Origin of the sequence: Leucobacter sp. cx-328, assembly GCF_014530035.1 — a bacterium.
Taxonomy (GTDB): Bacteria; Actinomycetota; Actinomycetes; order Actinomycetales; family Microbacteriaceae; genus Leucobacter.
This window is the reverse complement of the sequence record NZ_JACVMX010000001.1, coordinates 287,079-300,449: the sequence shown is the minus strand read 5'-3', so window position 1 is coordinate 300,449 and position 13,371 is coordinate 287,079. Positions and strand designations below refer to the sequence as shown.

Genomic DNA, 13,371 nt, shown 5'->3' with positions numbered 1-13,371 from the left:
TTCCCTGCCCGTCGTGCTTCCGAACGGATGGTGTTCGGGTGAAGCGGCACAGTGCGAAGCCCACCCCACAAGCCGCCGCTGGTGCTCCGGTTCGGTTGCCGCTCGTGCAGATGAGCGTGCGGCCCGATGGGGCGATGACGGTGCTGCTCGACGGGCAAGTGTACGAGCCGCCACCGTATGCTCCGGCCTGGCGCAGGGAGGCGTTCTCGGCAGTGCTCGAAGCGATCACCACGAGCCTGGGCACAGCGGTCAAGGTCACCGTCACCGAGTACGACGGCGCAACATTCACTGACGTTGTGATGCCGCCGCGCGCCCCTGCGCCGCTTCCGGTCGCTCCCGTGTCTGCTCCGGTGCCGATAGGGCAGGTGCCTCCGGTGCCGGTGCAAGGGCACGGGTTTCTCGCTGGCGAGGATGTCGCGATCGCGCCGATCATCGGCTACGGCAGCGCCGCCCCAGACGGGCAGGTCAACGCGGTTGTGGCGCAGGATCAGATACCGGCGAACGTGCAGGAGATGCTGCTGGTTGGGCGAGTCTCGGGCACCATGCAACTCGTTCGGGCGACACCATGAACCGGCAAGTCGGCGGGTACGGGCACGAGCTGACCAACTTCGCGATGGTCGGCCTCGCCGCCCTGTTCGCGCTTGCACTCGTGCTGCGTGCCGCAGGCACTGTCACCGCGTGGGCGACCGGCCACCCTGCACCGGAGGCTGGGATTGCGGCGGGTGCCGGAGTGCTCTTCACTCCCGGCGACCCTGGTACGGCGCTCGGCGCGCCAGGGTTGAACCCGGTCGTGTACTGGTTCATCTCCGCCGTCTTTCTGGGTCTCATCTCCGGCATCGCATTGTGGGTGTGGACGCTTGTGCGTCGCGGCCAGAAAAGACGAGAGGCCGATCCTCGCAGGATCGTTGGCGTCGCGACCCGCGCAGACATCGAGGCGCAAGCATCCGAGAAAGCGCTCATGCGCCGGGCCGCAAACCTGCGCCCCACGCTCGCCATTCCTCGACCCTCTGATGTTGGCTACCGTCTCGGTTCCGCTCACGGCAAACCTGTGTGGGCGTCGGTCGAAGACTCGATGCTCGTGCTCGGCCCGCCCCGCTCTGGAAAGGGCTTGCATCTCGCGATCAACATGATCCTTGACGCTCCGGGCGCGGTGGTCACGACGTCGACGCGACCGGATAATGTGACGGCGACGCTCGAGGCGCGCAGGAGAGGCGAACGGCCGGTGGCGGTGTTCGATCCGCAACGCCTCGCCGATGGTATTCCTGCGGGAATGAGATGGTCGCCGGTGCGGGGTTGCACCGACCCTCTCACCGCGATGATCCGCGCCACCGGCCTCGCTTCCGCGACCGGGCTGGCTTCTGGCGATACCGAGAATGGCGGCTTCTGGGAGGCGAAAACTCGGGTGGCGTTGCAGTCGCTGCTGCACGCTGCCGCACTCGACGAGCGGCCCACATCAGAGTTGTTCAGGTGGACGCTCGATCCTGCCGCTGCCGCTGAGGCCGTCACCATCCTTGAAAGCACGCCTCATGCGGCGTCTGGGTGGGCTAACGCGCTCGGCGGCGTGATCGACGCTGACCCGAGAACACGCGACAGCATCTGGCAGGGTGTCGCGCTCAGTCTTGCCGCGCTCGCCGACCCGCGCGTGCTCGATACCGTCTCACCCAGCCCTGGGGAAGAGTTCAATCCGGCGCAGTTCCTCGCTGATCGGGGTACCCTGTATCTGCTTGCGACCGGAGCCGGGGCTGGCGCGTCAGCCTCCCTGGTGGCGGCGCTTGTGGAAGACATCGTGGAGACCGCCCGCCGTCAGGCGGCGGTCTCTGCTGGTGCCCGGCTCGACCCTCCGCTGGCGCTGGTGCTCGATGAGATAGCGAACATCGCGCCGCTACCGTCGCTTCCGACGCTGATGGCTGAGGGCGGTGGCACCGGCATTACGACGGTGCCGATTCTGCAATCGCTCGCGCAGGCGCGAGAGAAATGGGGTGACAACTCTGCGAACGCGATCTGGGATGCGTCGATCGTGAAAGTGATTCTCGGTGGCGCGTCGAACACGCGCGACCTGCAAGACCTTTCCGCCCTGTTGGGTGAACGCGATGAGCACACCGATTCGATCACGATGGGCGCGTTCGGTGAGCGTTCCTCGCAGCGGTCGATCCGCAGGGTGCCGATCATGCCGCCAGAGAAGCTGCGCATGATCCCGTTCGGTACGGGCGTGACGCTGCTGCGTGCCGCACCCCCGATCATTACCGATCTGCGGCCTTGGACAGCGCGTAACGATGCGGCGCAGCTTCGCTCGGATCGGGCGCGGCTCGAATCCACGTTGAGAGGCGGTGCTTCCGATGGCGAGGCGTAGACGGCAGCCGCCACCAGATCAGCTTGAGCTCGACCTCTGGGGTCTGGACGAAACAACCGCTGACGCACAGATTGCTGAAGCTGGCACACGAGAAGCAGGTGAGCTCAATGACGCACTACGCGCACCGGATCAGGGCACATTGGGAGAGGTACGCCCCGAACCACATGAAGACCTTGGCGGCTTCGAGCGAGGATCTGGAGACACGCTTTTCGGAGATTGGAACCGAAGTGCTGGGGGAAGTGAGTTCGCTGAGCGAGGACATGGCGCGCGTGATGCTGGCGGAAATGCCCGAAGCGAGGGAGGATTATCTCACCCAGGTCGCACTGCTGACCACGGCCCGGAAGATAGCGGAGGAGATCGCCATGGCTCATCAACTCGCATGGATGAGCGATCCCTCGCTGACTCTGACCGAGGCTCGACAGGAGTGGGAGGACACCCGGCCGATGGACGAGGGGCTGATGATGATCGTCGATCGGATTCAGGACAGCCCGTACCCGATCTACTCGACCGAGGAACTGGAAGAGATAGCTCAGGAATGGGCGATCCCGATGTGGTTCTTCGAGGGCCTGATCGGATCGGAGAACCCCTACCGCTACCTGGAGGAGTATCAGGGGATCATGGAAGAAGCAGCGAATATTCGCTTCCTCCGCGAAGTCCAGTAGCCGAAACCCTCGAGCCAGCAGCGCCCCGTCTGGCTGCACCCCGGTTTGTGCCGGGCGCAGCAGATGCGCGCCCGCCGAGCGGTGCGAAGAGCCGCTACCACGCAAACATCGCCGCGATCCGGCTATTGCGGCAGCTTGAAGCGGAGCAACGGCCGGCCACGGAGGCTGAGCAGACGATGCTCGCACGCTGGTCGAGCTGGGGTGCGGTGGCAGACGTGTTCGATACGTCAAAACCGGAGTGGGAGAAAGAGCGCGCCGAGCTGCGCGAACTGCTCAGTGAAGACGAGTGGCGGGCTGCGGCCCGCACGACGATGAACGCGCACTACACCGACCCCGATGTCGTGCGTGAGATATGGCGGGCGCTAGGAGACCTCGGTTTCTCGGGCGGTCGCGTGCTCGAACCGGGTAGCGGATCCGGTACGTTCATCGGTCTCGCACCCGAAGGTGCCCATGCGACTGGCGTGGAGCTTGACCCGATGACGGCGGCGATCAGTCGCGCACTCTACCCCGACGCAAATATTCGCACCGAGTCGTTCGCAGACTCCCGATTCCCCGAGGGCACATTCGACGTTGCGGTGGGCAACGTGCCCTACGGGAAGATCCAGTTGCATGACCGGGTGTACAACGCCTCTGAGTATGCGATCCACAACCACTTCATCATCAAGTCGCTGAGGCTCTTGCGGCCTGGCGGGCTGATGGCGGTACTCACTTCCTTTTACACGCTCGACGCCAGGAACCCTGGCCCACGCCGGGAGATGAACGCAGTCGCTGACCTCATCGGCGCGGTCAGGATGCCGAGCGGAGCGCACCGCAGGATCGCGGGCACCGAGATCGTCACCGACCTCTTACTGTTCCGTCGCCGCGCAGACGGTGAACCACCGCGCGATCTCACTTGGGAGACGGTGACGCAGCTCGACTTCGACGGGAAACCGTTGAACCTGAACCGCTACTTTGACGAACACCCGGAGATGGTGCTCGGCGAGATCGGGATGCAGCACGGCCTCTATTCGGCACTCACCCTCGTCGTGAAAGGCGACCACGAGCACGCCGCCGAGCACCTGCAAAACGCACTCGACCAGCTGACATTCCAAGCACGTCGCGAGGATTTGACACTGACCGAGGCCGCACCGGAGGTCGAGGCAAGGCGCGCGGCATTCGTGCCGTCGGAGCCTGGCCGATGGGATGGGTCAATCGTGCCGCACGACAATGGCAGCTTCGGCGTGGTCGCCGTAGGCGCAGTCGTGCCATTCAAGGTCGCGAAGTCAGCGGCGCGAGAGCTACGAGCGCTACTCAGTTTGCGGGATCAAGCGTCGACGCTGCTCACGATGGAGGCGCACTCCCTCGATGACACCCCTGAACTCGATCAGGCACGCGAACAGCTACGCCGCTCCTACCAGAAGTATGTCGGCGTCTATGGGGCGCTGAATCGCTACAAGCTGCGCAGTACCGGGCGATTCGATGAGGACGGCAACCCGAAGTACGCGCGCACGGTGCCGACCCCGATCAGACTGCTGCGCAGCGACCCGTTCGGGCCGCTCGTGCTCGCGCTCGAGAACTTCGAGGAAACCACTCAAGAAGCGACTCCGGCGACATTGCTGAGCGAGCGGGTCGTGGTGCCCAGGCCTGAGATTCAAGGAGTGGAGACCCCTGCGGACGCGGTAGCGGTGAGTCTCGACCGTACCGGCGGGATCGACCTGATCCTGATCGCCGATCTGCTCGGCATGAGCGAGCCGGAGGCTCGCGGCGCACTTGACGGCCTGGTGTTCACCGATCCGGTGACCGATGAACTGATCCACGCCCCGGCGTACCTTTCGGGTGACATCTACGAAAAGCTCGACGCTGCCCGTCAGCGTGCAGAGCGTGATCCCGAGTTCGCGGTGAACATCACCGCACTGGAACAAGTGAAGCCCGAACCGCTCGGCGCTGAAGACATCACGCCGAGGATCGGAGCGGTGTGGATCAGCGCGCAGATTCACCAGCAGTTCCTCACCGAGCTTCTGCAGGCCCGTGATGTCGTGGTCGAGAACCCGGTGCCAGGCATGTGGCAGGTGAAGGGCGGCAGGCACGGTATCCGATCAACCTCCGAATGGGGCACCGAGCGTCGCTCCGCGCCCGTTCTGCTTGAAGCGCTCGCTGAGCAGCGACCCATCCTCGTCTACGACACCGAAAAGGACATAGAGGGCAAAGAACGGCAGGTACTCAACCCCACCGAGACAGCAGCCGCACAGGAAAAGGCGAACCAGCTACAGGAGCGGTTCGCTGAATGGGTGTGGGAAGACCCCGAGCGCGCCCGCACCCTGGTAGACGGCTACAACCGCAGGTTCGCGTGCATCGCGCTCCGCGACTACACGGGCGCTGCCGACTATCTCACATTTCCAGGGCTTGCTGCGAACACGATCACGCTGCGCCCGCACCAGCGCGCAGCGGTAGCCCGGATGGTCGCAGAACCGTCCGTCGGTCTCTTCCATGAGGTCGGTGCAGGGAAGACCGCTGAGATGGTGTGCGGGGCGATGGAGATGCGACGTATGGGCCTCATCAACAAGCCCGTTGTCTCGGTGCCGAATCATATGTTGGAGCAGTTCTCGCGTGAGTGGTTGCAGTTGTATCCGAACGCGAAGATTCTCACAGCGTCGAGCCAGGATGTGACGCGGGATCGGCGGCGAGCGTTCGTCGCGCGGGCAGCGGCGAACGAGTGGGATGCGATCATCATGACGCACTCCGCGTTCGAGCGCGTGCCACTGCGGGTCGATACCGAACATGAGTATCGTGACCGGCAACTCGACGCTCTCCGCACCGCGCTCGAAGCCGCCGACAAGGAAGATCGCATCAGTGTGAAGCGGATGCAGCGCGCCCTCACAATGGCCGAGGAACGCCTCAAGAAGCTCGCAGACAAACCCCGCGATCCGGGCATCAACTTCGAGGACACCGGTATCGACTACGTCATCGTGGACGAATCGCACCTTTTCAAGAACCTTGCCACACCGTCGAACATTCGAGACGCCTCGATCACCGGGTCAGAGCGCGCTTCCGATCTTCACATGAAGCTCGAGTATCTCCGTTCGACGGGGAAGACAAGGATCGTGACCGCTGCGACGGCGACGCCAATCTCGAACTCCATCACCGAAGCGTATGTGATGCAGCGCTACCTGCGCCCAGACCTGTTCCATGCTGCCGGAATCGGTGAGAGCTTCGACGCATGGGCGGCGACCTTTGGCGAGACAGTCACGCAGATGGAGATGTCTCCCACGGGTGCGTCATTCAGGATGAAGACGCGATTCGCGAAGTTCCAGAACGTACCCGAAATGCTCCGCATGTGGTCGACGTTCGCCGACGTGAAAACCGCCGAAGATCTGAAGCTCCCCGTTCCCGACATTCGCATTCGCGACGATGGCAACCGTGCCCCGCTCACCAGAGGCGTAGCCCCATCGTCCGAACTGGTGGCGTTCGTGAAGACCCTCGGTGAACGTGCCGAGATGATTGCCTCCGGCAGTGTTGACCCGCGCGAGGACAACATGCTCTCGGTCACCAGCGACGGCAGGAAAGCCGCACTCGATATGCGGCTGACCATCTCTGACGATCCCTCCGGCCCTACCAAGGTCGACGTCGCGGCCGACATGATCTTCCGCACCTGGGAGAACACCCGAGATACCGAGTACCTCGATACGGTGACCGGCGAGCCATCGCCGATCAAAGGTGCGATGCAGTTGGTGTTCTCCGACCTCTCGACACCGAACAAGGAGCGGTGGAACGTGTACGAGGAACTGCGCACCCAACTCATCTACCGTGGGATGCCTGCCGAGGGTATCCGGTTCATTCACGAGGCCCGCAACGACCTCGAGAAAGGTCGCCTGTTCGCGGCTGCCCGCGCCGGACACATCTCTGTACTTCTCGGTTCCACCGAACGCATGGGCGTCGGCACGAACGTTCAAGCACGAGCCATCGCGCTCTATCACCTCGACTGCCCTTGGCGACCCTCTGATATTGCGCAACGCGAGGGCCGGATTCTGCGGCAAGGCAACCAGAATGAGGAAGTCGCAATCGTCAGGCTCGTCACCGAGCGTTCTTTCGACTCGTATATGTGGCAGGGCGTTGAGCGTAAAGCGAAGTTCATTTCACAGGTGATGCGCGGCAGGCTGGACGTACGCGAGATCGAAGAAATCGACTCAGCCTCGCTCACCGCTGCCGAGGCGAAAGCCATCTCGTCCGGCAACCCACTGTTGCTCGATCAGGCCAATCTTCAGAGTGAAGTTACCCGGCTGCGACGACTCGACCGGGCGCACCAGAACAACGAGCGGATGCTCGAATACACCCGTTCCCAGGCAGTTCAAGACGCTGCCCGTGCTGCCGATGACATCGACGGGATACGGGCAGCGATCCCGAACATGATCGACACCACGGCCGAGAAGTTCCGCATCACGATCCAAGGCCGCTTCTACGATTCGCGTAGCGATGCCGGCCACGCGCTCATGGGATGGGCAAGGCAAGCGAACATGCAATACGCAGGGCGTCACCAAGCACAGGACTACGGCGTGATCGGGCGGATCGGCGGCTTCGACATCAGCTGCGAGCTCGTGCCCGAAATGGCCGGAGACGTGCTCGTGCGTACCAGCTTGCACGGAGTACCGAGGGGATCGTTTACTGTCACCCGAGACTCGTTCCTGCAAGGCGGTGTCGGTCTGATCCAGCGGATCGAGAATCGTATGGCTGCACTCCCGAAGCTGTTGGCCGAAGCCGAACAGGATCTAGCGCGAGCCGAACAGACCCGGCAGGATGCCGAGCAGCGTCTCGGGCAACCGTTCAAGCATGCCCTCGCGCTCTCTGCGGCTGAGGCCGACCTCGAGAAGGTCGAGAAGAAGATCGCCGTTATGCAGCGGCAAACCCCGGAGGAACCCTCCCCAGAGCCTGAGCGGGTCTCGGCTTCGCCGTCTCGCCCGGAACTCACGGTTGAGGCGGTGCGCGCGTATCAGCCACTGGGCGGGGTGCGCTCCGATCCCGAGCAGCAGCGACCCCATGCTCCGGCTGCTGCTCCCAGCGCGTTCGCCCCGGTGCCGCCGAGACCGTCTGGGTTGCAGATCGGGCGGTAATCGCTTCTCGGGGTGGCGACCTCACCTCCTTGTTGCCGCGCGGAGGCGCGGTGCTACAGGCAAGGAGAACCCCAATGAACGACAGCAGCGAACCGGCCCCCGCATCTGAGCCGATCGAAACCCTCGATGCGATCGTCGGGTTCTTTGCAACCGACCCGAAGCCCAGCAAGACCCGCGACGGCGCACCCAAAATCTATGCCCGCTACGGCACCGAGCGATTCGTTCACGATCCCGAGACGGGCAGCACGATCAAGGAAGAGCCAACCTTTCACGCGCTCACCGCGTACTGGGGTGCTGCCGAGACAATCCTCGCTCAGTACCACAAGGGCGACTCGTTCATCGCGCAGGGGGTGGTGCGAGTCAGCGAGCAGACGGGCAAGGAACGCTTCGAGATCAAGCAGATCGGCCACAACACCCGACGCACCCGTTACACGGTCGACCGCAGCCCCCGCACCGAACAGCGTGCGGTAGAGCAGACCGCGATGAGGCAGGCACTCAGCACCGCGCAGGAGCACTCGACGGCAGTTAGCGCGCATCCTGAGCCGCGCCGCACCACGCACATGAACGCGGCATCAGTCGGCGTGAGTCGATGAGCGAGGACGTCATGGATCCGAGTGAACTTCCTCCCGCCCCGGAGGCAGTCGAACCAGATTCATCGGCATCGACATCACGAGAGTTGCCACGTCTCGGTACCCCGGTGAATGCGGGCGGCAGAGTGAGCGCACCTCCGCGACCGATCAACTGGAACCTACTCACCAGCGAACAAGCCGAGATCGAGTGGCTCGAACTCAACAGCTGGGTCTCCTGGCTGAAACTCTCCTACGGTCTCACACCGGCAGTGCTGCCCCCGCTGTGGCACCGACACCCCGAGTTGGTATGGGAACTCTCGGCGCTGCATTGTCACTGGCTCGGTGCCTACGATCCTGAACAGCACGCCAGCGGCCCGATCACCTGGCACCGCGACTTCACTGAAGCTCGGATGCGCCTGCGCGAATGGGTGCAGGCCTCCGGCACCCGCATCGACCGTGACCGCCCCACACGGCAAACCACTTGGCCGGGCGACACCCCGTACCCTGCGGCGGCGGAGGCCCCCATCGTTGACCGCGACTCCGACTTCGTAGAGTTCGTCAAAGCCGATGTGGCTTCGCGCCGTGCCGACGAAGATGCTTACTTCAAGCTTCTCGCTGAAGATGAGTCTTCACGTTCCTGCAACCCCGTGTGAGCCAAGCGACGCCAACTGAACTGCAGAAATGGCTGAGGCCCCGATGTTTGTCTCGGGGCCTCAACCATTCCTCCTGAGTTCTACTCTGGCTTCGCGAATGCACTCTCAAGAATCTCGGCAGTCTTCGCATTCACCATCTGGTTGCGGCGAATGTAGTGCTGGATCGTGATTCTTGGATCAGTGTGCCCGAGCAGTTCGGCGGCAAGTTCCACGTCTGCCGCCTCGCTCACTGCGGTGGCGACGGTTCGGCGGAACATATGCGGAGTGATACCCGAGAGTCCTGCCAGGTTCAAAGCCTGACGAAGTTGACGGCGCACATTCGCCGGAGAGAGCGGAGTGCCCTCGCGAGAGCAGAACAGCAGTGCCTCTCGCGAGGTATCGGTGAGTTTGCTCAGGCGGCTGCGTACTGCTTCGGCAGTGAACGAAGGAATCGCTGCCGTGCGCTTCGACTTCGAGGTCTTCGGATGATCCTGGCGTTGCACCGGCTCACCCTTCGGGCAAACGATCGTGCCCGCAACCTCCATCGTCGGCACAGCCGAAGCCACATCGACATCCATACGCCGGAAAGCCAGCGCCTCTCCGATACGACTGGAAGTGCCCAGCAGCACCTCAACAATCTGCCCAAGCTGACCGTCAGGCTTTGGGCCAGACGATGAAAGGCCAGTTTCCCAATGAGCGATTGCGGCACGCACCGCGTTTACCTCAGCCGGGGTCAACGCATCAGGAGTGTGTTGTGGCTTCCGCAGTTTGGCGATGCCGTCCATCGGGTTACGTGGCAGAACCTCATGCCGCACGGCAAGCCCGAAAGCGAGACGCATGACGTTGCGCGCCTGCTTCGCGCGATTGTAGCTCTGGCGGGCAAGCTGTTTAATGTGCCGGTCACAGCGAGCAACGCCAATCTCCCGCAGCGTGAAGTCTTTGAACGCGGGGAGTACGAGAGTTCGCATGTTCCGCTCGTAGAGCTGCTTGGTGGCCTTGGCAAGATGATCTTCAAGTTCCAGGTCTTCAAGCCAGTAGGTCACGAGTTCAGTAAACGGGCTGTCTGGCGTGAGGGTCAGGTTTGAAGGCTGGAATTGAGTGCGCTCAGCGAGCTTCACCTTAAGCGCAGCCTCGGCAGCTCTCTTCGTCGCAGCGGTGGCCTGCACGGGGCGGGTGACTCCATCCCAATCTCGCATATTTGCGCGCGCCTCAACGCGATTGTTCGGCCTAGAGATGAACCAGATGTCACCGAAGGTACCGATGGGGAGACGTGGCCTGCTCATCAGTTCACCCCCGATCCGATTCGAGGCTGCCGGGATCGCGCTGCGTCTCCATCCAGTTCTGCACATCGGAGAGCGCGAACTTCAGCCGCTTGCCGAAGCGGTAGGCGCGAGGGCCGAGTCCGCGTGCCCTCCAGTCGTAGAGCGTCGAGACCGGAACCCCGAGATAGTCGGCAAGCTCGGTGATGTCGAACAGCGGTTCGAGGGAGCGGTGAGGGGTGGGCTTCGTATCCATGCCAGCGAGGTGCGCTAGTCAGACAAGAAACAGGGTCAACCTGGAGCAACCATTCTCGGTTGGAGAGCCATGCCCCAGGGAGGGTGTCGGGATCGGGTTTTACATGGGTTTTACGTGGACGGTTCAATTTCAGAAACCTCAAAGGCCGCGGAAACCGTTGAGTTTCCGCGGCCTAGTGGTCGGGATGACAGGATTTGAACCTGCGACCCCGTCGTCCCGAACGACGTGCGCTACCAAGCTGCGCCACATCCCGATTTGCGTTTGCACGCAGGTTTTAGTTTAGTGGTCGACACCGAAAACACGAAAACGAGGCCGCGTTTCATACAAACCCGGGCGATCCGCGACAATCCGCCACTCTCCTCCTCAAACGCACTGTGCCCGGTCCCCCAACAGGGAGACCGGGCACAGTGTCAGCCAGCGGCTAGCCAGCCAGAACGCTCAAGCGCAGAAGCGAATTACTTCTGGTTCTTGTTGCGCGAAGCGGTACGTGCACGCAAGGTCGAATCAAGTACGAGCTTACGAATACGCACGTGCTCGGGGGTGACCTCAACGCACTCGTCTTCACGAGCGAATTCGAGGCATTCCTCGAGGGTGAGGCGACGGGGCGGGGTCATCGACTCGAAGTTGTCAGCATTTGCCGAACGCATGTTCGTCAGCTTCTTCTCCTTGGTGATGTTCACGTCCATGTCTTCCGAACGCGAGTTCTCACCGATAACCATGCCTTCGTAGACTTCCTGCGTCGGCTCGACGAAGAACGACATACGCTCCTGGAGGTTGATCATCGAGAACGGGGTAACAACACCCGCACGGTCAGCAACGATCGAACCATTGTGACGCGTCACAATCTGGCCAGCCCACTCTGCGTAGCCGTGTGCGATCGCGTTTGCGATGCCGGTGCCGCGAGTCTCGGTCATGAATTCCGAACGGAAGCCAATGAGGCCACGCGAAGGAACGATGAACTCCATACGGACCCAACCGGTGCCGTTGTTCACCATGTTCTCCATGCGGCCCTTACGAGCAGCGAGGAGCTGGGTGATTGCACCGAGGTGCTCTTCAGGAGTATCGATGGTGAGGTGCTCGTAAGGCTCGTGAGTCTTACCGTCGACCTGCTTGGTCACAACCTGGGGCTTGCCAACGGTGAGCTCGAAGCCTTCGCGACGCATGTTCTCAACGAGGATCGAGAGAGCGAGCTCGCCACGACCCTGTACTTCCCAAGCGTCGGGACGCTCGGTGTCGAGAACGCGCAGCGATACGTTACCAATGAGCTCACGATCAAGGCGATCCTTGATCATACGAGCGGTGAGCTTGTGGCCCTTGACCTTGCCAACGAGCGGCGAGGTGTTTGCACCAATGGTCATCGAGATCGCGGGCTCATCGACCGTGATGGTCGGGAGCGCGATCGGGTTGCTTGCATCTGCGATGGTCTCACCAATGGTGATGTCTTCGATACCAGCAATTGCAACGATGTCACCGGGGCCTGCCTTTTCAGCAGGGTAACGGGTGAGTGCCTTGGTGAGCATGAGCTCGGTGATGCGCACGTTCTGAGTGGTGCCATCGTGCTTGATCCAGACGACGTTCTCGCCCTTGTGGATCTCGCCGTGGTGCACGCGAAGCAGCGCGATACGGCCGAGGAACGGCGACGAGTCAAGGTTGGTGACGTGTGCCTGGAGAACGTGCTCGTCATCGTAGGTGGGAGCAGGAACGCGCTCAAGGATGACCTGGAACAGGTCCTCAAGGTTTTCCTTGTCAGGCAGGGTGCCGTCTGCGGGACGGTTGTGCGAAGCAACGCCTGCACGGCCCGAGAGGTACACAGTGGGAACCTCGAGCACCGAGTCGATGTCGATGTCGGGGTGATCTTCTGCGAGGTCCGAAGCCAGGCCGAGGAGGAGGTCCTGAGCATCGCTCTCGACGCCCTCGATGCGAGCATCGCTACGGTCGGTCTTGTTGATAGCGAGGATCACCGGAAGGCGAGCCTCGAGTGCCTTACGCAGCACGAAGCGGGTCTGGGGCATGGGGCCCTCAGCCGAGTCAACGAGCAGCACAACGCCGTCAACCATCGAGAGTGCGCGCTCAACCTCGCCACCGAAGTCAGCGTGACCCGGGGTATCGATCACGTTAATCGTGACGGGGCCGTTGGTCGCGTGGTCACCCTCGTAAGAAATCGCGGTGTTCTTCGCGAGGATCGTGATGCCCTTTTCGCGCTCGAGATCGTTCGAGTCCATGACGCGGTCGCCGACTTCTTCGTGCGCATCGAACGAGTTCGTCTGCGTCAGCATTGCGTTGACGAGGGTGGTCTTGCCGTGATCGACGTGTGCGACGATAGCGACATTGCGAAGGTCTTCGCGTGTTGCGAGAGCCATAAAGGTGGGATCCTAACGAGACATGCGGAGGGTCGGCGGCGGGTGCCTATGACCGTGCGAGAGATCGCAGCAGCCTGAAAGAAGCCGACGCACTATTCTACACAAGCCTTTCTGAACTTTTCTCGGAAAAGGCTTGTTCGATCACAGTCTAGGCGACCTGGGAACAAAAAGTGGCTGATGAGCGCATAACGCCAATCAG

General features: G+C 62.4%; 9 protein-coding genes and 1 tRNA gene. 6 read left to right on the top strand and 4 right to left on the bottom strand.

The genetic code is table 11. The annotated features are described in order from the left end of the window. Positions 1-38 precede the first annotated feature (38 nt). The 6 genes from ICL81_RS01245 (at position 39) to ICL81_RS01225 (ending at position 9,318) form a co-directional block, all read left to right on the top strand. Positions 39-569 (top strand): hypothetical protein, encoded by a 531-nt coding sequence (locus ICL81_RS01245; RefSeq protein ID WP_188033178.1) that lies wholly within the window; start codon positions 39-41, stop codon positions 567-569. Beyond that, positions 566-2,350 (top strand): type IV secretory system conjugative DNA transfer family protein, encoded by a 1,785-nt coding sequence (locus ICL81_RS01240; protein WP_188033177.1) that lies wholly within the window; start codon positions 566-568, stop codon positions 2,348-2,350. Before ICL81_RS01245 ends, ICL81_RS01240 begins: the two co-directional genes overlap by 4 nt. Before the next feature lie 107 nt (positions 2,351-2,457). Beyond that, on the top strand, positions 2,458-3,012 hold the full coding sequence (locus ICL81_RS11825; protein WP_223160505.1) for a hypothetical protein: 555 nt from the start codon (positions 2,458-2,460) through the stop codon (positions 3,010-3,012). A gap of 47 nt (positions 3,013-3,059) precedes the next feature. After that, positions 3,060-8,096, top strand: a complete 5,037-nt coding sequence (locus ICL81_RS01235) for a helicase (RefSeq protein ID WP_223160504.1) — start codon at positions 3,060-3,062, stop codon at positions 8,094-8,096. Positions 8,097-8,170: 74 nt separating this feature from the next. Further along, complete coding sequence (locus ICL81_RS01230) at positions 8,171-8,689, top strand: hypothetical protein (RefSeq protein WP_124973987.1); 519 nt, start codon at positions 8,171-8,173, stop codon at positions 8,687-8,689. Continuing rightward, complete coding sequence (locus tag ICL81_RS01225) at positions 8,686-9,318, top strand: hypothetical protein (RefSeq protein WP_251381603.1); 633 nt, start codon at positions 8,686-8,688, stop codon at positions 9,316-9,318. The genes ICL81_RS01230 and ICL81_RS01225 overlap by 4 nt, the downstream gene beginning before the upstream one ends. An 80-nt stretch (positions 9,319-9,398) precedes the next feature. Here ICL81_RS01225 and ICL81_RS01220 read toward each other — a convergent pair whose 3' ends face one another. From ICL81_RS01220 to typA, 4 genes are all read right to left on the bottom strand, one after another. Further along, a complete protein-coding gene (locus ICL81_RS01220; RefSeq protein ID WP_124973985.1) occupies positions 9,399-10,580 on the bottom strand; it encodes a tyrosine-type recombinase/integrase in 1,182 nt (393 codons plus the stop codon). Positions 10,581-10,584: 4 nt separating this feature from the next. Next, a complete protein-coding gene (locus ICL81_RS01215) occupies positions 10,585-10,812 on the bottom strand; it encodes an AlpA family transcriptional regulator (protein WP_124973983.1) in 228 nt (75 codons plus the stop codon). A 176-nt stretch (positions 10,813-10,988) separates the two neighbouring features. Further along, positions 10,989-11,065: transfer RNA gene (locus tag ICL81_RS01210), tRNA-Pro, on the bottom strand. Between the two features lie 202 nt (positions 11,066-11,267). Beyond that, positions 11,268-13,172 carry a translational GTPase TypA gene (typA, locus tag ICL81_RS01205; protein WP_188033175.1) on the bottom strand — a complete coding sequence of 635 codons (1,905 nt, stop codon included), beginning with the start codon at positions 13,170-13,172 and terminating at the stop codon, positions 11,268-11,270. Positions 13,173-13,371: the final 199 nt, after the last annotated feature.

Bases quoted from the DNA above. Each gene is read 5' to 3' on its own strand.
- ICL81_RS01230 (WP_124973987.1), top strand. From the start codon at position 8,171: ATGAACGACAGCAGCGAACCGGCCCCCGCATCTGAGCCGATCGAAACC.
- ICL81_RS01240 (WP_188033177.1), top strand. From the start codon at position 566: ATGAACCGGCAAGTCGGCGGGTACGGGCACGAGCTGACCAACTTCGCG.
- ICL81_RS01225 (WP_251381603.1), top strand. From the start codon at position 8,686: ATGAGCGAGGACGTCATGGATCCGAGTGAACTTCCTCCCGCCCCGGAG.
- ICL81_RS01220 (WP_124973985.1), bottom strand. From the start codon at position 10,580: ATGAGCAGGCCACGTCTCCCCATCGGTACCTTCGGTGACATCTGGTTC.
- ICL81_RS01215 (WP_124973983.1), bottom strand. From the start codon at position 10,812: ATGGATACGAAGCCCACCCCTCACCGCTCCCTCGAACCGCTGTTCGAC.
- typA (WP_188033175.1), bottom strand. From the start codon at position 13,172: ATGGCTCTCGCAACACGCGAAGACCTTCGCAATGTCGCTATCGTCGCA.
- ICL81_RS11825 (WP_223160505.1), top strand. From the start codon at position 2,458: ATGACGCACTACGCGCACCGGATCAGGGCACATTGGGAGAGGTACGCC.